Annotated in this window: 19 protein-coding genes; 14 read left to right on the forward strand and 5 right to left on the reverse strand. The window is 58.3% G+C overall.

What is annotated here, in order from left to right:
- Position 1 precedes the first annotated feature (1 nt).
- From GOB93_RS16195 to GOB93_RS16205, 3 genes are all read right to left on the reverse strand, one after another.
- The gene (locus GOB93_RS16195; RefSeq protein WP_173584539.1) at positions 2-1,066 is read right to left on the reverse strand and encodes a glycosyltransferase family 2 protein; all 1,065 of its coding nucleotides are present in this window, start codon (positions 1,064-1,066) and stop codon (positions 2-4) included.
- A gap of 298 nt (positions 1,067-1,364) precedes the next feature.
- Complete coding sequence (locus tag GOB93_RS16200; protein WP_242010850.1) at positions 1,365-2,111, reverse strand: sulfotransferase family 2 domain-containing protein; 747 nt, start codon at positions 2,109-2,111, stop codon at positions 1,365-1,367.
- Between the two features lie 323 nt (positions 2,112-2,434).
- Entirely contained in the window at positions 2,435-3,577 is a 1,143-nt protein-coding gene (locus tag GOB93_RS16205) for a glycosyltransferase family 2 protein (protein ID WP_338422402.1), read from the reverse strand.
- A 73-nt stretch (positions 3,578-3,650) separates the two neighbouring features.
- Here GOB93_RS16205 and ruvC point away from each other — a divergent pair, with 73 nt between their 5' ends.
- The 13 genes from ruvC (at position 3,651) to folP (ending at position 16,804) form a co-directional block, all read left to right on the forward strand.
- Positions 3,651-4,244, forward strand: a complete 594-nt coding sequence (gene ruvC, locus GOB93_RS16210; protein ID WP_173584540.1) for a crossover junction endodeoxyribonuclease RuvC — start codon at positions 3,651-3,653, stop codon at positions 4,242-4,244.
- A complete protein-coding gene (gene ruvA / locus GOB93_RS16215) occupies positions 4,241-4,858 on the forward strand; it encodes a Holliday junction branch migration protein RuvA (RefSeq protein ID WP_173584541.1) in 618 nt (205 codons plus the stop codon). The genes ruvC and ruvA overlap by 4 nt, the downstream gene beginning before the upstream one ends.
- Positions 4,855-5,925 carry a Holliday junction branch migration DNA helicase RuvB gene (ruvB, locus tag GOB93_RS16220; protein ID WP_173584542.1) on the forward strand — a complete coding sequence of 357 codons (1,071 nt, stop codon included), beginning with the start codon at positions 4,855-4,857 and terminating at the stop codon, positions 5,923-5,925. Before ruvA ends, ruvB begins: the two co-directional genes overlap by 4 nt.
- Positions 5,926-5,929: 4 nt before the next feature.
- Positions 5,930-6,373, forward strand: coding sequence for a tol-pal system-associated acyl-CoA thioesterase (ybgC, locus tag GOB93_RS16225; protein ID WP_242010851.1), 444 nt, complete (start codon positions 5,930-5,932; stop codon positions 6,371-6,373).
- A gap of 131 nt (positions 6,374-6,504) precedes the next feature.
- Positions 6,505-7,224, forward strand: coding sequence for a protein TolQ (gene tolQ, locus GOB93_RS16230; protein WP_173584543.1), 720 nt, complete (start codon positions 6,505-6,507; stop codon positions 7,222-7,224).
- Positions 7,225-7,227: 3 nt separating this feature from the next.
- A complete protein-coding gene (tolR, locus tag GOB93_RS16235) occupies positions 7,228-7,668 on the forward strand; it encodes a protein TolR (RefSeq protein ID WP_173584544.1) in 441 nt (146 codons plus the stop codon).
- Between the two features lie 108 nt (positions 7,669-7,776).
- The gene (locus GOB93_RS16240; RefSeq protein WP_173584545.1) at positions 7,777-8,778 is read left to right on the forward strand and encodes an energy transducer TonB; all 1,002 of its coding nucleotides are present in this window, start codon (positions 7,777-7,779) and stop codon (positions 8,776-8,778) included.
- 34 nt (positions 8,779-8,812) lie between these two features.
- On the forward strand, positions 8,813-10,186 hold the full coding sequence (gene tolB, locus GOB93_RS16245) for a Tol-Pal system protein TolB (protein WP_408742409.1): 1,374 nt from the start codon (positions 8,813-8,815) through the stop codon (positions 10,184-10,186).
- A 273-nt stretch (positions 10,187-10,459) separates the two neighbouring features.
- On the forward strand, positions 10,460-10,939 hold the full coding sequence (gene pal, locus GOB93_RS16250; protein WP_173584547.1) for a peptidoglycan-associated lipoprotein Pal: 480 nt from the start codon (positions 10,460-10,462) through the stop codon (positions 10,937-10,939).
- A 257-nt stretch (positions 10,940-11,196) separates the two neighbouring features.
- On the forward strand, positions 11,197-12,084 hold the full coding sequence (locus GOB93_RS16255) for a hypothetical protein (RefSeq protein WP_408742411.1): 888 nt from the start codon (positions 11,197-11,199) through the stop codon (positions 12,082-12,084).
- A gap of 51 nt (positions 12,085-12,135) precedes the next feature.
- On the forward strand, positions 12,136-13,413 hold the full coding sequence (gene tilS / locus GOB93_RS16260) for a tRNA lysidine(34) synthetase TilS (protein ID WP_173584548.1): 1,278 nt from the start codon (positions 12,136-12,138) through the stop codon (positions 13,411-13,413).
- A 180-nt stretch (positions 13,414-13,593) separates the two neighbouring features.
- The gene (gene ftsH / locus GOB93_RS16265; RefSeq protein WP_338422404.1) at positions 13,594-15,522 is read left to right on the forward strand and encodes an ATP-dependent zinc metalloprotease FtsH; all 1,929 of its coding nucleotides are present in this window, start codon (positions 13,594-13,596) and stop codon (positions 15,520-15,522) included.
- A 250-nt stretch (positions 15,523-15,772) separates the two neighbouring features.
- Positions 15,773-16,804 carry a dihydropteroate synthase gene (gene folP / locus GOB93_RS16270; protein ID WP_338422403.1) on the forward strand — a complete coding sequence of 344 codons (1,032 nt, stop codon included), beginning with the start codon at positions 15,773-15,775 and terminating at the stop codon, positions 16,802-16,804.
- Positions 16,805-16,825: 21 nt separating this feature from the next.
- Here folP and cysE read toward each other — a convergent pair whose 3' ends face one another.
- Together cysE and GOB93_RS16280 are read right to left on the reverse strand one after the other, a co-directional pair.
- Positions 16,826-17,587 (reverse strand): serine O-acetyltransferase, encoded by a 762-nt coding sequence (cysE, locus tag GOB93_RS16275; RefSeq protein WP_408742412.1) that lies wholly within the window; start codon positions 17,585-17,587, stop codon positions 16,826-16,828.
- Positions 17,588-17,877: 290 nt separating this feature from the next.
- Entirely contained in the window at positions 17,878-18,471 is a 594-nt protein-coding gene (locus GOB93_RS16280; protein WP_173584551.1) for a TetR/AcrR family transcriptional regulator, read from the reverse strand.
- A 380-nt stretch (positions 18,472-18,851) separates the two neighbouring features.
- Between GOB93_RS16280 and GOB93_RS16285 the strand changes: the two genes are divergently transcribed.
- Positions 18,852-20,208: efflux transporter outer membrane subunit (locus GOB93_RS16285; RefSeq protein ID WP_173584558.1), on the forward strand; the 1,357-nt coding region annotated here is incomplete at its 3' end.

The raw sequence follows: 20,208 nt of genomic DNA on the forward strand, positions 1-20,208 counted from the left end.
TTCAGGCCGTACAAAATGTCCTGTAAGTTTCTTCCGCCTGTCTCCGTGCTTCATCTGATGGGAGGTCTGTTATTCGCCGGCCTTCTGCTAATCCGAATGTAGCAAAATGCTGTAATGCGGGCAGACCAGCTGCCGCTACATCCGGGTTCAGGAGAAGGTACATCTGCGCATCAAATAATGTCAGTTTTTTCGGAAGCCCGGCCGCAAGTTCCAGCACACCGGCTCCGTCCGGCGGTTCAGCAGGTTCCATCTGTCTGTCCGCACCGAAAAATGCATCTCGTACGCCTAGGTCCCGGAAATGGTTGGCGACACCAGGCAGGCGCAGAAACGAACCCTGTTCATAGCGGGCAAAATAATCCTGTTCAGTCATGAAAAGATAATCGACGAGATGGATGCCACATCCTGAAAATGTGCGTAACGCAACAGGATCATCAACATCAACGAATGGTTTCAGTTTCTGCCGGGCATGTTCAATGAGGTTTTTGAAAGGCTTATTGTGCATATGCAGATATGTGAAGCGGGTCTCCCGTTCTCCTGGTTGTTTTCCCGAGGTGAGGGCATGAAATCCGTGGTCGATATAATCGACGGTGCCACTGGCCAGAAAACGCTTCGGAAACAGACGGGAGGTAAAACATCCGGGATGTCCCGGCACATTCATCAGGCAATAATCCAGCTTCAGAACACGCTGTTCTCCCGCCAGTTCATCAAAATGTGCATGGATAGCTTCACGCGAGCAGTCGAGCCCGCTTTCGGTGTAGACCGAAATGAATTCGTCACAGTCAAGAGGAAGAGCGAAGTCATAATCCTCCGTCTCGTCCCAGTGACGGATCACCCGCGCGACATATTCACCTTTGCAGTGAAAATCGACTCCACGTGTAAAATCCCGGAAGATGGTAGCCCCGAGCCGTTCGTTCGCGGCGAGAATCTCCCTGACCGTCGGGTCAGATGAACCGTTGTCGAAAACGACGAGATTTTCAAAGCCAAACAGATTACCGTAATGTCGGAACCAGGCGTCGAGCAGCAGCGTTTCGTTCCGCTGCATCATCACGCACTTTACCCGCGCCATCGAAAATTTTTCCCATCCCGTTCTGACGTCCCGTAAAGGACAGTCCGGCAGACACTGCTTATTGGGATGATGTTAAAAGCGGGTTTCAGGCGCGGCAACATGTGCCGGTAATGAAGCGCGGGGCTTACATAATCAGACAAACCTGGTTTTCGTCGTGGAACAGAACACCGATGCACTTCTCTGAACAGGGATTATGGCGAGACTCAGCGTGTGTTAGCGTGAGATTTTTCAGATCAATAAACACAACACGATCGGGACTCATTGCAACTCAGTCAGTGGACGCCGCCTGCGAAACGCTTCAGCCTGCCGTCAGAACCTGCTTCTGAATTTCGTAATCCCGGCTATACAGCGCCTGAATGCGTTCAGTCTGGCGCCGCGTCGGCACCAGAAAAGGTGTGACTGAATCGTTCAGGCGTGGAATGTCAGACCTTCCGGATGGAAACAGGTGGCGTGACAGCGCCTGAAGCTCAGTGATGTGAAACAGTCTGTCGACGATAACTTTGCCCCGGCCATCGGTGACATACCAGCTCTGCGGCCGGAAAATATGGTCCACATCATACCAGTCGGTCGCGCGTTCAACATGATCGAGCGCGTCATCGAGAGATCTGAAAGCCATATACCGGGCGGCAAATGTCTCCGCGAGGTCACGGTGTCGTCCCCCACCGCCTTTTGCATGGCGGTACGCCGAAATGAAACGATCCACCGGGTCCCGGATAATCGCGACGCTGGGTATACCCGACAGCGAAGAGACACTGCGCCGAAAATAACGGATGCTGCGGTGCTCCAGTTCCTGACCATACAGGGTACGGCACACTGCCGTGCCCGCATTCTTCGGAACGTGGATAAAGAGTACGCCAGCTTCGCGGATCATTTCATGCCGCGCCATGCGCTTTTGTCCCTGAGGCAGCGGAATACCCAGCTCGGAACATCGTTCATGCATGTCGCCAAGCAGTCTGACGCCAAACAACCTTGGCAGAACGCGTGAGAAACTGACCTTCCGATCTGATGCAACGACGCTTTGAATATCCGAAAGTGACAGCTGCATAAAAATTTCCCTGCCGACGTGTGACACACGCGTTCTAAGACACGTCCGGGTATAACGGTACTGAACTGAGGGCATCAACAAGGGCGAATATGTTACGCAACATCAGATATGTATTTATATGTAACCAATGTGTTTCTTTGTATCTGTACGATGTTATATTTTTGCCATACGGAGATACTGGGACCATGCAACGGTACTGAAAATCTGTTGTGCTGCATTGAGCGCAGATGTGCTTCCCGCATAAAAATCAATTCCGGTCATTCGGGATACGGTGGATGCGCATGCCCCGGACCAGCCTTTTTCGCAACTTCATCGCCACGATTTTATTGCATTCCGGGCAACGTAAACTCTGTAAAGCGGCGACCTTCTGCCATTCCATGTTCGACATAGTGACGGAGCGGAGCAAGATGCGCCGCCGCCACGTCAGGGCTGAACCGAAGATAAGCCTGTCCGTCAAATGGCACGACGTGCTCAAATTCTCCCGCTTTGACACCGACAATCTCGACAGCATCCCGCGGTTCTGATGGCTCGAGTGATTGCAGCGTTCCCAGATACGCGTCCACGATTCCCAGCGCCCGCATGTGATTTACGAATCCGGGGACACGCAGGAAGACGCCGCTGGCAAAACGATCAAGGTATTCCTGTTCTGTCATAAAGAAATAAGCGGTCAGGTGGCTGCCCAGCCCTTTATGGGCGCGTAGCGCATCAGGATTATCGAGCGGAACAGACAGCATCAGTTTGTCACGGGCATGACGCAGAAGGTCGGCAAACGGCTTATGATGCATATGGAGAAAAGTGAAATCCGTATCCACCCATCCCTCCCCGGCGCGGGAGGTGATCGCATGAAACCCGCGATCGATCTGCCGGATGCCGGTTCCGGCGGCCAGAAAGGTCTTCTGATAATGATGGGGCTGAAAGCATCCCGGGCGGCCCGGGACATTCAGCAGGCTGGCATTGAAGCGGAGAGCCTGAGTGACTCCGATGAGCGCATCCAGCTTCGCATGAATGGTTGCCCGGGAGCAGGAGAGACCATCGGCGGTGTAAGTGGCGAAAAATTCATCACAGTCGACAGGAAGGGCAAAATCATAACCGGCGCCGGACTCCCATTCCGCGATAACGTCCCGGACGTGAGTTCCTTTGGCGTGGAAATCTTCGATACGATTATATCCGCGTCGGATATCAGCCCCGGCACGCTCATAGGTCCGGAGTGTCTCGACGACTGATGGCTCTGTGGAGCCGTTGTCCAGGACAACAAGATTTTCGAAACCGAACAGATAGCCGTAATAGCGAAACCACGAATCGAGCAGCAGATTCTCATCTTTCTGCATCATCACGCATCTGACCCGCGCCATCGTCAGACCTTTCTGCACCCGTGTAACGCTGCTCCGTATCCGAACTTCTCCGGCCTGTCGCTGCCATGCCCTGCCCGGCTTCGCAACCTTATGCGTCGTCGGAAGCTGTGGCACACCATACGGAGATCAGTAGCACAAATCATGAACAGCTCTGGTCTCCGTGCAAAACGGTCGTTAAGACACGGACATGACGTCACGCACACGCCTCATCGGTATTGACCCCGGCCTCCGCTTCACCGGCTGGGGGATTATCGACGTGGAGGGAAACCATCTGATCCACGTTGCCGACGGTGTAATTGCAACCGATGGGGAAGATCCCGTGCCAGCCCGTCTTTGTGCCCTTTATGATGCGCTGACCGCACTCATTCAGACGTATAAGCCGGAGGAAGCTGCCGTCGAGGAAACTTACGTCAATCGTAACGGCTCCTCGACCCTGAAGCTCGGCTACGCCCGCGGTGTCGCTCTGCTGGCTCCGGCCCTGGAAGGGCTCTCAGTTTCGGAATATGGTGCAATGGCTGTCAAACGCGCCGTTGTCGGCACAGGGGCCGCTACAAAGGAACAGGTCGAAATGATGGTCCGTCGCCTGCTGCCCAGTGCCACCATCCGCCGTGCAGACGCCTCGGACGCGCTTGCTGTCGTGATCTGTCATGCACATCATCGTGCAAGCGCACTGCGCATCGCCGCCGGACAGGCTGCGGCCCAAAGCCGTCCGGCCGGCACGCGCCCAGGTCGCCGGTCTGGCCCGGCGCGTTCCCGGCCGACCCCGGAAGCCGCCGGATGATCGCCTCGCTTGCCGGTCGCCTCGCGCAGGTCGAAGCCGATCGCTGTGTCATCGACGTCAATGGTGTCGGGTATCTGGTTTTCGCCTCCACCCGGACGCTTTCCGCCCTGCCGGCTCCGCCCGAACTCGCACGCGTGCTCGTTGAAACGATTGTGCGTGAAGACGCGATCCTGCTCTACGGCTTTTCTGACAGTGCGGAACGGGACTGGTTCCGTCTGCTCACCGGAATCCAGGGTGTTGGCGCCAGAGTCGCTCTGGGCCTGCTTTCCACGATGTCCCCTTCTGAACTGATCGCCGCAATCAGCAGTGCGGATAAAGCCAGCCTCACCCGGGCGCCGGGCGTCGGCGGGCGTCTCGCCGAACGTCTGCTAACGGAACTCCGGGATAAAGCTCCGAAAATGCCCGGCGGTGGCTCCGGGGTGGCAACCGCCTCGATCATCGCTCAGTCACAGCAGCCGGCCACCATCGAAGGCGATGCTCTGCTCGCTCTTGCCGGTCTCGGATTTCGCCGTGCGGAAGCCTGGCCCGTCGTCGCCAGAATCATCGCGGGAGCGGGGGAGGGGGTCATGCTTGATACGGTCATTCGTGATGCTCTGAAAGAACTGGCCCGATGAGCGACCGTCCCGAAGCAGAGCGGACAATGGATCCTGTCCGCAACGAGGAAGATCTCGGGGAAGGGGCACTTCGCCCACAAACCCTTGCAGATTTCACAGGTCAGAAAACGAGCCGCGAAAATCTCGCGATTTTTATCGAGGCGGCCCGCGCCCGCGCCGAAGCGCTCGATCACGTCCTTCTGCACGGGCCGCCAGGGCTCGGAAAAACAACTCTGGCTCAGATCGTTGCCCGTGAACTGGGCGTCGGTTTCCGCGCCACATCCGGCCCGGTGATTCAGCGTGCCGGGGATCTCGCCGCGATTCTGACCAATCTGCAGCCGCGCGATGTTCTGTTTATAGACGAGATTCATCGTCTTCAGCCTGCGATCGAAGAAATCCTCTATCCCGCAATGGAGGATTTCCAGCTCGATCTTATCATCGGGGAAGGGCCGGCCGCCCGCTCCGTGCGGATCGATCTGGCGCCATTTACCCTCGTCGCGGCCACGACGCGGGCCGGTCTGCTGGCAACGCCGCTCCGGGATCGTTTCGGCATCCCGCTCCGGCTGGTGTTCTATACGCCGGAAGAGCTGAAACTGATCGTATCGCGCGGCGCCCGGAAACTCGGTTTCGCCCTCACCGATGAGGGAGCCTTTGAAATCGCCCGTCGTTCACGCGGAACGCCCCGCATCGCCGGCCGGCTGCTGCGCCGTGTAAGGGATTTCGCTTCCGTGGGAAACGGAGGCGGCGAGGCCGTCGGGGCCGGGCTTGCTGACGCCGCGCTCACGCGTCTCGAAGTCGACAGCCTCGGGCTGGACTCGATGGACCGCCGCTATCTGAGGCGTATCGCCGAATTCCACAATGGCGGTCCGGTAGGGGTCGAAACCCTTGCCGCGGCTCTTGCCGAGGCAAGAGATACCATAGAAGACGTCATTGAGCCTTATCTGATTCAGGAAGGCCTTGTGCTCCGGACCAGCCGGGGCCGCGTGCTCGGGGAAAGGGGCTGGAGGCATCTTGGTCTCGTTCCACCGGCTTCATCGCAGGCGAGCCAGTTCGATCTGCTTGCCGATGACGAGATTCAGGGAGGCTAAGCTCTTGACGACGCACAGCATCGACTTTCGCGTTTATTATGAGGATACGGATGCGGGAGGCGTCGTTTATCACGCCCGCTATTTTGCGTTTGCCGAACGCGCCCGGACCGAGGCGATCCGCAGCCTCGGCATGGCCGCCTCGGATCTCATCCATGATTACGGGCTGGCCTTCGTGCTGAGAAATGCGACGATCGATTTCCGGGCGCCGTTTCGTCTTGACGACATCCTGACCGTGAAAACCCGTCTCACCGATCAGGGAGCCGCGAGCTGTCGCCTGGATCAGGGAATCTATCATGGAGAGGACCTGTTCGTGCATATCGATGTCCGTCTCGCATGTATTCGTGTCGCCGACGGAAAGGCTGCCCGATTTCCGCCACCCTGGCGTGCTCTTCTTGCCCGGCTCGCGGATGAAACGCCGGGTGCCCGACAGGCGGGTTCCGGAAGATGATCGAAGGTCCCTTCTGCTTTTAGCGGGAAGCCAGTAAGGAACGCGACATCATCTGATGTCCTGCCGAGTCGGGCCGGTTCGGCCGGTGTGACGATGACAGGACGGCAGGGCCGTAAGGACAGGAGGCGTTTTTGGATCATGCGGTAGACGCAGCAAATCTTGGCGTGGCTGCGGCCGGGGACTTATCGCTGTGGGGCCTGTTCATGCAGGCGTCGATCGTCGTCAAATTCGTGATGATCGGGCTGATCGGCAGCAGCATCGGTGTATGGGCTATCGTTTTCAGCAAGATCGTGACCATGCGTCGCATCGAACGGCAGGCCACGGTGTTTGAGGATAAATTCTGGTCAGGTGGTAATCTTGACGACCTTTACGAAAGTGAAGGAGCCAAGCCGACACATCCGCTGGCGGCCGTCTTTGGCGCGGCAATGGGTGAATGGCGTCGTTCCGCCCGCATCCCCGGCATAGACCTGGTGCATGGCGGTGTTCAGGAGCGGGTCGACCGCGCGATGAACATTACCATTACCCGTGAGATGGACCGTCTTGAGCGTTGGATGATTTTCCTCGCCACTGTCGGGCCTGTCGCGCCGTTTATCGGCCTCTTCGGCACGGTCTGGGGCATCATGCACTCATTCAGCTCCATCGCGGCGATGCATAATACCAATCTGAGCGTTGTCGCTCCTGGTATTTCCGAAGCGCTCTTCGCCACGGCGATCGGCCTTGCAACAGCCATTCCCGCCGTGATCGCCTATAACGTACTCAATAATTCGCTGGCGCGTTTTCAGGATCGGCTCGACGGCTTCGGCACGGAGTTTGCAGCGATTCTCTCCCGCCAGTCCGAAGAGAGGGCCTGATCCATGGGCATGTCTGTCGGAGGAGGGGGAAGAGGCGGTTCACGCCGTCGCAGGCGTCCGATGTCGGATATCAATGTCACGCCGCTTGTCGACGTCATGCTGGTGCTGCTGATCATTTTTATGGTCACCTCCCCGATGATGACCAGCGGCGTCAATGTTGACCTGCCAAAGACAGATGCCAAACCCGTTAATACGGATACAAAACCGATTACGGTCTCGATCAAATCCGATGGTTCGCTCTATCTGGGCGATAACCCGGTCTCGCCGGATGAACTCGTCGAGCAGCTGAAAGCCGCTGCTGATAATGACCCGGCCCATCGCATCTTCGTTCGTGCCGATGCCCATATCGATTATGGCAAGGTCATGCAGGTCATGGGACAGATCACCGCAGGCGGATTCACGCATGTTGCTCTTCTCGCGCAGCAGCCTGCAGCAGGGCAGTAGGACTCGTTTCATGCTCCTGGTCGTAAGGTCACTTCTGTCTGCATACCGGTCCGCTTGCCGTTGCGAGACGGCTGGCGGCCCGGTCTGAGCGCGGAGCGGAGAAACTCCATGGTTCGGCCCCGCCGTTCCGACACCGTCCTGATGAGACGTTCGCTCGCGGCTTCCGGCGCGCTGCACTTCCTCGTGCTGATGGCGTTTCTGGTCGTTATTCCGCCTCTGCCGAAACCGCCGGAACCTCCCGAACCCCCTCCGATCCAGATGGAGTTCGAGGGCGCGTCGAGCGATAACGGCCCTCCGGCGAAGTCCTCGACACCGTCGTCGAAGCCCGCCCCGGCACCGGCACCCGAAAAGGTGGAGGCACCTCCGGCGCCCGCGCCGCTGAAGCCTGCGCCAGAAGAGGAGACACCTCCGCCGCCACCACCGCCGCCGCCAGTGCCTCCACCACCGCAGACAGAGGCGCCACCGCTGCCTGACACCCCGATTCCGCCAAAGGTGGAAGCGCCGTCTCCGGATGCCATCAAAGCGCCGCCGACACCTCCGGCCCCGCCGCAGAAATCGCATGCCGTCGCGCCGCCTTCGCCGCAGACGCAGCCGACGGACGCGCTGCCTGACGTAGCGCTGCCATCGCATATCACGCAGCCGAACAAGGCGAAGAAAACGGAGCCGGATACCCACTCTCTGCTGGAGACGCTTGATTCGTTCCGTTCCGATACGAAACAGACTCACGCACCAAAGGCCAGTGCCAACCCGCGCCAGGGAGGGGCGCCTGATGGTGGCGGAACGCCGGATGGCGATGTCACCGGCAAGATGAGTGCCGGCGATCAGCGTGCCATCGGCGGCGAGGTCCGTCGTTGTTACACCGAGGACACGGCGGCAAAGGACTACGCGACGTTCTCCGCCCATCTGATCGTGACAGTCGATGCGACAGGTGAGGCCCGCATCGTCGCTTTTGCTCCGGAAACACAGGCGAAAATGGCTGCAGACCCGTCCTATCGCGCTCTTGCGGAGCGTGCGCGGGCCGCTGTGCTCAGCCCGACCTGTTCGAAACTGCCAATTCCGAAGAATCTGCTGGGCCAGACGCATCAGCTGAAATTCGTCTTCCGGCCATAAAATCCGGAAACAGAAAAGAGAGGACTAAATGACCATGGGTTCGACTCGCGACAGCTATATTTCCGATCGTCAGGCCGAGGCGCTGACCCGCACTTTCGGTCCGGAGGGAATGGGACGCCGTTCGCTGCTCGGTGGCGGTGCGCTGCTCGGCGCAGGACTCGCCGGTGGCCTGACCGTTATGCCGCTCGGAGCGCGGGCTGCCGATGCGCCGGCAGCGGAAATTACGGTCGACCAGGCCCGTACGGCCCCGATCCCGATCATTATTCCGTCATTCGGGCCTGGTATCGGTGAACAGATCACCAGTGTTCTGACGGCCGACCTTTCGAATACCGGTCTGTTTAAAGTCATTCCCGCCGCAACGAATTCCGGGACACCCGACTTCGCGCCCTATAAGGCGATGGGAGCCCGCGCAGCTGTAACCGGGACCGCCTCCGGTTCCGGCACCGTGCGGGTGGAATTCCGGCTCTGGGATGTTCTGACGGCCCAGCAGATTCAGGGAACGGCTTACACGACCAGCTCAGCGAACTGGCGGCGTATTGCTCATATTATCGGTGACGTCATCTATCAACGCATGCTGGGTGAGAAAGGATATTTCGATACACGGATCGGCTTTATCTCCCGCTCCGGTTCTGTCCATTCGCCGCGGATGCGCCTGGCCGTTATGGATCAGGATGGCGCTAATTATCGTGTGCTGAGCAGCAGCCAGACCAAGCTGCCAGCCTTTAATCCCGTGCGGGACCAGATCGCGTTCCTGTCCTACGGAACGACCGTTCCGCGTATCTACATTTTTGATCTTGCCAGCGGCCGCCAGCATATTCTCGGGGACTTCAGCGGTGTGCCGCTCGGCCCCCATTACAGTCCTGATGGCAGCACAATCATCGTTCCGGTCGCACGCGGCAGCGGATCGGAGCTGTACTCCGTGAACATTGCTTCCGGTGCGAAACGCCAGCTGACGTCATCCGGGGGGGCCATCAATGTGAGCCCCAGCTTCAGTCCGGACGGGTCTCAGATCGTATTCAACTCGGACCGGGGTGGTTCGCCGGCTTTGTATATCATGAGCGCGTCCGGCGGCGGTGTCCGTCGTCTGTCTTATGGCAGCGGGAATTATGGCGACTCGGTATGGTCGCCACGCGGTGATCTGATCGGATTTACCCGCATCGCCGGAGGACAGTTCTCGCTCGGCGTCATGAACCCGGATGGCACCGGTGAACGGATTATGACGCAGGGTTACACTGTCGAATCGCCGACATTCTGTCCAAACGGTCGGGTTCTCGCATTCTGCAGAAGAACAGGCGGCGAAAATGGCAGCGCAGGTATTCACACTATCGATATTACCGGATTCCATGAACAGGCCATCTCAACACCTGAAGGAGCGTCCAGCCCCACCTGGTCGCCTCTGAATGTCTGAAAGTAAAGACGTCTGAGCAGCACGCTGCTCAGACAAGATGTTCCATTCCTGCAATAGTGAGCTGATAAAAGCGCGTATCTGCACCAGAACACGCTTGACCAGGGCTTCGGGGTATGGCTTAGGCAAAGGTAGTCTTCGGTAGTGGATGTCGCATGCGCGAATTGTTTCGCGTACGCGGCTTCCCAGATGAGATTGCTGGAGAAATCCAGCGTGTTCCTGTGTCTTAATCCCTATTATGTTCCGGTTGTGGAACTGATCCCAGGATCAAAGCAAATGAGACTGAAACTTATCGGTACCCTCGCTGTGGCAGCCCTTCTGGCTGGCTGTGCGAACGATCACGCCAATACTGGCGCTGCCACGGGTACGGGCGCGGCCGTTCAGCCCAGCGGCCCGGTGCCGGGAAGCGAAGCCGACCTGGTTGCCAATGTCGGCGATCGCGTCTTCTTCGATCTTAATCAGAGCGGTCTGACGAGCGATGCGAAAGCAACACTCGACAAGCAGGCTGACTGGCTTGCGAAGTATCCGCAGGTGACCGTCCAGATCGCCGGTAACTGCGATGACCGCGGCACCGAGGAATACAACCTCGCCCTCGGCCAGCGCCGTGCAAATGCCGCTCATGATTATCTCGTCGCGAAGGGTGCGGCCGGTTCACGCATGACGACAATCTCTTACGGTAAGGATCGTCCGACAGCGACCGGTGAGGGCGAAGATGTCTGGAGCCAGAACCGTAACGCTATCACGTCGGTTCAGTAAATTTTTCTCCGGACAGATCTCGTCCGGTTATCTGGGAGGCCGGACAGATGCGCAACGCGTCTGTCCGGCTTTTTTTGTCCTGTTGCCTGAATTTCGGTATGTGATCAGCCGGAATTTTGCCATCGGGCCAGTTTAAGTCAGCAATATGGCCGCCTGAACCGGCCGGGACAGATTTCCATTCAGCGACCGGCGAGAGTCCGAGCCGTCGGAACCGCAGCAGAAAATAACGGCAGGGAACCGGAACTATGAGCCGCGCGATGCTCGCACTGACAGGATATTTCCAGCAAAACCTTTTCAGGAGGCATCGTCTGAATCTGACGTGCGCAACTGTCCTTGCCCTGTCTTGTCCGCTGGCGGCTCACGCCCAGGTCAGTAGCCGGGAAGGTATCGCTCTCCAGGACCAGATCATGGAACTGAAACAGCAGCTGAGTCAGCTTCAGTCCGGATCCGGAACGGGTGGCGGAGGATCGCTTCCTGCCCCTGTTGCTGCGGGCAGTCCGAATGCCGGAACAGGCGGTGATCTTACGGCCCAGCTGCTTGACCGGGTAAACAACCTTGAAGAGCAAAATCGGGAAATGCACGGTCAGATCGACGAACTGACCAATCAGCTCAAAGAACAGAGCGCAGCGTTGTCCAAACAGATGGGCGATATGCAGTTTGCGATGCAGAACGGGAAAAGCGGTGGCGGAGCCGCTGCCCCGTTGCCCGCAAAGGAAACGACTGCGGCACCTCATACCGACACCGCATCGTCCGGTACGACTCAGACGCCCGAAAGTTATCTGAAGGCCGGCAATACTGCCCTGATGCATCGGGACTATACCACCGCTCAGCAAAATGCCGAGGCTGCGGTCGCTCACGCGAAAGGTACACAGAAAGTAGACGCACAGTTCCTGCTGGGGCAGTCACTCGCCGGACAGAAGCAGTACGGGCAGGCGGCGACAGCTTATTATGATGCGTACAAGCAGGCACCGAAAAGCACACGGGCTCCGGAAGCACTGCTTGGTGTGAGTGCTTCTCTGCTTGCTCTCGATAAGAAGAAAGCAGCCTGTCAGGCGCTGGACAAACTGCACGCCGAATTCCCTTCACCATCTGAGCGGGTGGCGAAGGCGGCTTCTGTTTATAGTAAACGGGGCGGTTGTTCTTAATATCGCACAGCCGGTCAGACGATCAGTCTTCCCGTTTTAGTTCAGGCTTCGATGACTCCAGGTCCACTCAGGCATGAAGATGAGGCCGTCACCCCGACCCGCTTCAATGCGGTGATGGACCGGCTCGGTCCCTGGAGTCCCGACATTCCGGCTGCCGGACCAGTCGCGCTGGCTGTGTCCGGCGGAGGAGATTCCCTGGCGCTCGCCTGGCTTTCCCGCCAATGGCGTCATAATCTCGTAGCCTTCGTCGTTGATCACGGTCTGCGCACGGAATCGCGCGCTGAAGCTGTCGCAGCACTTCGGACCCTGTGCGAGATCGGGATTGAGGGTCATCTTCTGACCCTTGACACATTAAGACCCGGCTCCGGAATTGCGGAGCGTGCCCGCCATGCCCGGTATGTCGCTCTGACCGAAGCCTGTCGGCACGCAGGGGCAGTGAATCTACTGCTGGGTCATCAGGCAGATGACCAGGCAGAAACCGTTGCTATGCGGAAAGCCAGAGGGGAGGGGGACGGTCTTGCCGGAATGGCCTGGACCACGGAAATGGCGGATCTGCGGCTCGTCCGGCCTCTACTCAACGTGTCTCGCGCCGCTCTCAGAACGACACTCCGTCAGGCCGGGATTTCATGGTGCGATGACCCGTCCAATGAAAACGAGCGGGCGGAACGTGTTCGTGTCAGAAAAAGTCTCACGGGGCGGCAACGTCGCGATCTGTTATTGCTGAGCGCTGAGACCGGCGAAGTAAGACATGCCCGTGAAATCCGGATCGCTTCTGAGCTTGCGAATAATATCAGCTTTTCGTCCATGGGCTGGGCTGTCTGTGGTGAAACGCTGCCTGGCTGCGAAGCGCTGTCCGCACTGATCCGCTGTATAGGAGCGAAAGATTATCCTCCCTCCGCACGCTCTGTCTCCGCTCTCAGAGCTCGGAACAAAGCAGGCACTCTTGCCGGAGTGCGCCTTCTGCGGGCTCGCTTAACCCCGGGTCAGTCAGAGCAATGGATTCTGTTCCGGGAATATACAGCGATGGAAGGAGCAATCCCGGCCAGAGCCGGCGCAACATGGGACCGGCGTTTCACGCTTCAGTATGACGGTGATCTGAACGGCCTCACAATCGGTGCCGCAGGCCGGGGAATGAAACGCGAGATTCGCGATGGGCTGCCGGCCTCTCTTACCGCCACGCTCCCCGCCCTGTGGCGTGGACAGCGGCGCGTCTGTGTTCCACATCTTGGCCTCTGCGAGGAGGATGCGCTGCAAAGCGCCGCCTTCCGGTTCACTCCTCCTGTCGCCGCGACCACCTGCGCAATGTGGTCGTCGTTTTCTCCGCCATAACCGGAGCACACTTTCGTGGCGAACGCGAATGAACGTATATTTAGGTAACAGATGCCTTTCATAGCAGGATGGAAGCCCCATCTGATGACTCAGGATTGCAATCGCCGCCCGAAACCGGTCTCATGGCCCAGCGCCGTTTGAGCGAACATAAGGCAGGAATAGCTTGGAACAGATGCTGTGATTAACAATTTTGGACGCAATCTGGCCCTCTGGGTCTGTGTCATCGTGCTCCTCCTCCTGCTGTTCAATATGTTTCAGCCAGGCAGCGTCCAGCATGCGACCGAGCAGTTGCCCTATTCGGATTTCGTCGCGGATGTTGATCAGGGTCGTGTCCGTTCCGTCACCATCCAGGAACACAATGTCGCCGGCAAACTGACCGACGGTACTGCGTTTGAAACCTATGCGCCTGATGACCCGCGGCTTGTGTCGCGTCTCACCGATAAGGGTGTGGAGGTGATCGCCAAGCCGCTTGAGGCTGAGGGAAATCCTTTCCTCCGTTACCTGCTGAACTGGTCGCCGTTCCTGGTTCTGATCGGTCTGTGGTTCTTCATGATGCGTCAGATGCCATCCGGAGGGGGCCGGGCCATGGGCTTCGGTAAATCCCGGGCCCGGATGCTGACCGAGAAGCAGGGCAGGGTCACATTCGCCGATGTGGCCGGTATCGACGAAGCCAAGGCTGAGCTTGAGGAAATTGTCGAATTTCTGAAGGACCCGCAGAAATTTACCCGTCTCGGTGGTAAAATTCCGAAAGGCGTCCTGCTGGTTGGCCCTCCTGGCACTGGTAAAACGCTCCTGGCGCGTGCCATTGCCGGTGAAGCAAATGTGCCGTTTTTCACGATCTCCGGTTCGGATTTCGTCGAGATGTTCGTTGGTGTCGGCGCTTCCCGTGTCCGCGACATGTTTGAGCAGGGTAAGAAAGCTGCCCCCTGCATTATCTTTATCGACGAGATCGATGCGGTCGGCCGCCACAGAGGTGCAGGTCTCGGCGGCGGCAACGACGAGCGTGAGCAGACACTCAACCAGATGCTTGTCGAAATGGATGGTTTCGAGAGCAATGAAGGTGTGATTCTGATCGCCGCCACGAACCGTCCGGACGTTCTTGATCCGGCCTTGTTGCGCCCGGGCCGCTTCGACCGGCAGGTCGTGGTGCCCAATCCGGACGTCAATGGCCGTGAACAGATCCTGCGCGTCCATATGCGCAAGGTGCCGCTCGCGTCTGACGTCGATCCAAAAGTCATTGCGCGCGGAACGCCAGGCTTCTCCGGTGCGGATCTGGCCAATCTCGTCAATGAGGCGGCTCTGCTTGCGGCCCGACAGGGGAAGCGTACCGTCGCCATGAGCGAGTTCGAGAACGCTAAGGACAAGGTGCTGATGGGCACGGAGCGGCGTTCACTGGTCATGAGTGAGGATGAAAAGAAGATGACCGCCTATCATGAAGGCGGCCACGCTCTCGTTTCCATTCTGACACCAGGAACGGACCCGGTCCATAAAGCGACCATCATCCCGCGCGGCCGTGCGCTGGGTATGGTGATGAGTCTGCCGGAAGGTGACCGCTATTCGAAGAGTAAATTCAAATGCCTGGCGGAACTTGATCTCGCTATGGGCGGCCGTGCGGCTGAAGAAATTATCTTCGGATCGGAGAATGTCTGTACCGGTGCTTCAGGTGACATCAAGATGGCGACCGATCAGGCCCGCCGCATGGTTACCGAGTGGGGCATGAGCGAGAAGCTCGGAATGATCGCTTATGGTGATAACGGTCAGGAGGTTTTCCTTGGTCACTCTGTCACACAGAGCAAGAATGTCTCGGAAGAAACAGCCCGTGAAATTGATGCCGAGGTCAAAAAGCTCATTGATGCCGCCTATGTCCGTGCGCGTACATTGCTGATCGACCATATTGACGAACTGCATCGTCTGGCCGAAGCGTTGCTTGAGTATGAAACGCTCAGTGGTGAAGAGATTCGTCAGGTTCTGCGTGGTGAGCCGATTGAGCGCGTTGAGGTTGACGATGCCATGCCGGAGAACCGCCGCTCATCTGTTCCCCCGGTGATCGGAAAGCCCGGCGGCCGACCGGTTCCCCCGCTGGAGGGCGCGTCCGCACAGCCCGGCTGAGGGCTGATAATCCGGAACAGGCGGGAGCAGTTATGCTCCCGCCTTTTTTATGGTGTTTCGATATTTTGTAACCGGGAGGCGGAACCGGGTTCTGCCCTGCCTGGTACGACGGTTATTTGTTTTAACAAACCGGGATCAAAGGGACTGTGTCCCTTTGTGGGGTTCGGGGCAAAGCCCCGAGAAGCCTCCACACCTAAATATTTGCAAAGTATACAAACGCCTTTTTTTGCGGCCTCGGGGAACAGAGTAAATGATGAACAGTCCGAGACTGATCGAGCCTGCAGGACTGCTGTATGGGAGTGACGCCGGTGACGCGATCCGTGAAGGCATTGCTCTGCCGCTCGCTGGCGGAAAATGCGCCTTCACGATCGCAACACTGATTGAAGGTGAAACGACGACAGCCCCCATACCTGTCGACCGCATCCCGGCCTCCTGGCACGAGGAACTGGCCGTCGTCACACATCTGCCGCCGGCAGCCGGTCTCGAACCAGACCCCATGGTGATGGGAATACTGAACGTCACTCCGGACAGTTTCAGTGATGGCGGAAATTATACTGACGCTGAGCACGCGGTCCGGTGCGCCCGGAACATGATGGCAGCCGGAGCCGGTATCATTGACCTGGGCGCCGAAAGTACCCGTCCTATGGCGGAAGTTGTCACGCCGGAGGAGGAATGGCGGCGGCTGGCTCCTGTGCTCGCCGAAATATGCGGGCAGGGTGTTTCCATCTCGGTTGACACCCGAAACGCCAGAACAATGGAAGCAGCGCTGGATGCCGGAGCTGCTCTGATCAACGACGTCTCCGCGCTGACATATGACCCTGACGCGCTCCCTCTTCTCGCGGAGAGGTCGTGTCCGATGATTCTGATGCATATGCGCGGTACCCCGGAGACAATGAACGACCTTACTTCCTACAGAGATGTCGCGGCTGATGTCGTTCGGGAACTCGCTGTTCGTATTGAGAGTGCCTTACGTGCAGGCATTTCTAAAGACAGGATCATGATTGATCCCGGAATCGGCTTCGCGAAGGATGTGAAGCAAAACTGCGAGTTGCTGCGTCGTCTCCCGATTTTCGCAAATCTTGGCTGCCGGCTTGTTCTGGGAACCTCCCGTAAACGCTTCATCGGCACGCTGACCGGCGTCAGCCAGGCGTCGCAGCGTGATCCCGGCACCGTTGCAAGTTCACTGCCTGGTCTGTGCCTGCCTGGAACAGTGCTGCGTGTACATGATTATGCTGCAATGCTTCAGGCGCTCCGCGTATGGGAAAGCTGTTTCTTTTCGTAACCGGGTTCAGTCGCCGGAAAGTCAGATCATGTAATCAATCGGGGGAAGCGTCTGATCCATCGTCAGAGACGGCAGCTCCAGAAGGCGTGTTCCGACGCGTTTAGCAGGATTTCCTACCACCGTCGTATAAGGCGGTACGGCTTCCAGAACGATCGATCCCGCGCCAACCTTGGCTCCCTCGCCAACTTCAATATTACCCAGAACCTTGGCGCCCGCGCCAATCAGAACCCCACGCCGGATTTTCGGGTGCCGGTCCCCCGCGTGCTTGCCGGTTCCACCCAGTGTCACTCCCTGCAGCAGGGAAACGTCATCCTCAATGACGGAAGTCTCGCCGACGACGATTCCCGTGCCATGATCGAACAGAATCCGACGCCCAAGCACAGCCGCCGGGTGGATATCGACAGCAAACAGTTCGGATGCCCGACTTTGAAGATGCAGTGCCAGATGACGGCGGTTGCAATGCCAGAGCCAGCTCGCAACCCGGTAACACTGTATCGCGTGAAATCCTTTGAAGAACAGAAACGGTGTAACATAGTCAGGACATGCCGGATCGCGCTCCCGGATCGCCCGGAGATCCGCCGCGCCTGCACATACCGTTTCCGGCAAGGCGTCATAACACTCCAGAACAAGGCCGGTCAGATCTTCCCGGCTCACGAAGTGGTCGCCCAGCTTTCGCCCGATCATGGCCGCCAGCGCCATGGCGAAGTTGTCATGATTGCTGATACCGGTCGCCAGCAGGCCCATTACCAGCGGATCGCAACAGACCTGGGACTCGATAACCATCTGAGTCCAGAGCGATTTCAGATTAACCGGAAGGGCAGGATTATCCGACAGCTGCGGCATAGTGAAAACCGTATTCTGATGTTGTGAGGTTCCCGCCTGAAGCGCTGTGATCACCATCGCAGTCTGTATGGCAGGGAATATCGTCACATACGACGAGAGATCAGACTCTACAGAGCAGACATCTCTGCGGCAATCTCCGGGATGTGCCAGGCGCTGTTTCCGTCCCGGTTATGCATAATCTCCGGGGCATGTTCGATCACATGACCGGGCAGACATGAACAGTTTCGCAGTCAGGGTGCCCGATACAGGCCCAGAAACATGTCCACAGCACTTGTGGCGATGTGCTCAATTTCGGCTTCCGACATATCGACCGGCAACTGAAGGCGCCGGCGCATTGCAATGCGCGTCTGACAGAGCGCAAAAAACTGTTCGGCGGCAAAGACCGGGTCATCTGTTCTGAGCTGACCTCTGGAACTCTGCTCAGTCAGCCATTTTGCCAGCGTCCCGATTGCCACTGCCGGTCCGTTTTCCCAGAATGTCTGCGCGAGCAGAGGGAAATGCGCGGCTTCAGAGACAACAATCCTGTACAGCATCAGCGCTGTCGGAGACGTCATCAGAGCAATGATCGCACGGCCGACATCAATCAGTGTTTCACGGGGAGGCAGATCTTCGCGGACGGAACGGAAGGCATGAGGAAGTTCCTGACATGCTTTCCGCCTGACAAACGCAGCAAAGAGTGCAGCTTTGCCATCGAAATAATTATACAGCGTGCCTTTGGAGACGCCCGCGCGCCTGGCTATGAGGGACATGCTTGCTCCCTCATAGCCGAACTCAGCGAAAATCTCACCCGCACCCGTCAGAATCTGCTGGCACTTGGCGGTCATATCGTCCGCAGATGCAGCTGTGTCGTCCCTGTCCGAAGTCAGGGGACAGGTCAGATTATTTTTCGCGTCCCCGTTTCCGGAGCCTTTGGGTTTCATACCATCCTCTGTGTCTGACTTCGTTCCGAGATTGACGACCGGACGAAAGCCGATAGGTTTGCATGCTGACCGATCGGTTCGGTCAGCGTCAAGGACGGATCAGAATACCTCCGGAAACTGCCCATGTCAGATACGGAGAGGAATGGCAGACAGGATGGATTTTCCATTCTGTCATCCGCCCGGCGGTGACAGCGGTACCGGAGAGGAAGCATGGCAGGGACGTCGATTGTGAGAGGCGGAAGGTGAGAACAGTAAAGTCTAAGTGGGTTCTGACCGGGCTTGCCATGCTTCTTTCGGGCTGCGCCGTGGGACCGAATTACCAGAAACCGCAGACATGGACGCCGCCACGATGGCGGTCCACTCTGACGGCTGATCAGAAAACCGCCAGCATCACAGTGCCTGACGCGCCTGATGCTGAGTGGTGGAATGTGTTCCACGATGCAGAGCTTTCGTCACTTGAACAGCGGCTCGCCTCGCAGAATCTGGATGTCCAGCGGGCTGCCGAGCAACTGGCCCAGAGTCGGGCGCAGCTTGTCCTTGCCGGCGCTGAGCGGTTTCCCGGCCTCAGCGCCAACGGGTCCTATGCCCGTAACCAGTACAGCACGAAGACGCTTCAGCGGATCGTATCCCGTATCGGTGAAAGTACGGGAGGCGGTGTCGGGGAACTGCTGAATCAGTCGGCCAGCAATGCGAGTATTCCGTTGCTTGATCGCTGGCGGGATGGGCTCGATGCGACCTGGGAGGTCGATCTGTGGGGGCGGGTGCGTCGTCAGTATGAGGCGGCACAGGCCTATCTTGATGAAAGCGGCGAGCAGCGGCGTTCACTGCTGATTGCGCGTGAGGCGGATCTGGCGAGCGATTATATGATGCTCCGGGGTCTGCAGGAGCGTCTTCGAGTGATGCGCGCCAACCGGGACGATGCGGAGAAAATGCTGGCGCTGAGCACGGCGCGATATCAGGCTGGTCTTGTCAGCGAGCTTGACGAGCAGACTGCCCGTTCGCAGGTCGAGGCCATATCGGCGGATATTCCGCAGCTGGAACAGCAGGTTACTTTGCAGATCAATGCGATCAGCCTGCTGATGGGGTCGCCGCCAGGCACCCTGACTGCCGAACTGTCATCGACGGCTGCCATTCCTCCGGTTCCACCCCGCGTTCCTGTCGGGATTCCATCGGATCTTGCGCGGCGGCGCCCCGATATTCGTGCTGCGGACGCCCAGCTTCATGCGGCGACGGCTGAAGTGGGGCAGGCTGAGGCGGATTTCTATCCCAAGGTCACGATCGACGCGAGTTTTGGCTTTCAGTCCCTGTCGTTCCGCGACATGGGATTCTGGAACGCGCGGGCCTGGAATGTCGGGCCATCTATTACGCTCCCGATTTTTCAGGGGGGGCGTCTGTCGGGGCAGCTTGAGCTGAAAAAGGCGGCGCAGAAAGACGCCGCGATTGCCTACCGCAAGACGGTATTATCTGCGTGGAAGGACGTTGATGATGCACTGACGGTGTATTCGAAGGATCAGGCCCGGCGGGAAGAATTGTCTGCGCAGGTGGGCACCAACCGTCGATCTTATGTACTGGCGTCGGAGCAGTATCGTCACGGGATGACGAATTTCCTCAATGTGCTCGATTCTGAGCGCCGTGTGCTGC

It is taken from the genome of Acetobacter musti (assembly GCF_011516835.1).
Lineage (GTDB): Bacteria > Pseudomonadota > Alphaproteobacteria > Acetobacterales > Acetobacteraceae > Acetobacter > Acetobacter musti.

Coding starts and splice junctions, on each gene's coding strand:
- GOB93_RS16195 (WP_173584539.1), bottom strand. CDS start 1,066: ATGGCGCGGGTAAAGTGCGTGATGATGCAGCGGAACGAAACGCTGCTG.
- GOB93_RS16200 (WP_242010850.1), bottom strand. CDS start 2,111: ATGCAGCTGTCACTTTCGGATATTCAAAGCGTCGTTGCATCAGATCGG.
- ruvC (WP_173584540.1), top strand. CDS start 3,651: ATGACGTCACGCACACGCCTCATCGGTATTGACCCCGGCCTCCGCTTC.
- ruvA (WP_173584541.1), top strand. CDS start 4,241: ATGATCGCCTCGCTTGCCGGTCGCCTCGCGCAGGTCGAAGCCGATCGC.
- ruvB (WP_173584542.1), top strand. CDS start 4,855: ATGAGCGACCGTCCCGAAGCAGAGCGGACAATGGATCCTGTCCGCAAC.
- tolR (WP_173584544.1), top strand. CDS start 7,228: ATGGGCATGTCTGTCGGAGGAGGGGGAAGAGGCGGTTCACGCCGTCGC.
- GOB93_RS16240 (WP_173584545.1), top strand. CDS start 7,777: ATGGTTCGGCCCCGCCGTTCCGACACCGTCCTGATGAGACGTTCGCTC.
- tolB (WP_408742409.1), top strand. CDS start 8,813: ATGGGTTCGACTCGCGACAGCTATATTTCCGATCGTCAGGCCGAGGCG.
- pal (WP_173584547.1), top strand. CDS start 10,460: ATGAGACTGAAACTTATCGGTACCCTCGCTGTGGCAGCCCTTCTGGCT.
- GOB93_RS16255 (WP_408742411.1), top strand. CDS start 11,197: ATGCTCGCACTGACAGGATATTTCCAGCAAAACCTTTTCAGGAGGCAT.
- tilS (WP_173584548.1), top strand. CDS start 12,136: ATGACTCCAGGTCCACTCAGGCATGAAGATGAGGCCGTCACCCCGACC.
- folP (WP_338422403.1), top strand. CDS start 15,773: ATGATGAACAGTCCGAGACTGATCGAGCCTGCAGGACTGCTGTATGGG.
- cysE (WP_408742412.1), bottom strand. CDS start 17,587: ATGGTTATCGAGTCCCAGGTCTGTTGCGATCCGCTGGTAATGGGCCTG.
- GOB93_RS16280 (WP_173584551.1), bottom strand. CDS start 18,471: ATGACCGCCAAGTGCCAGCAGATTCTGACGGGTGCGGGTGAGATTTTC.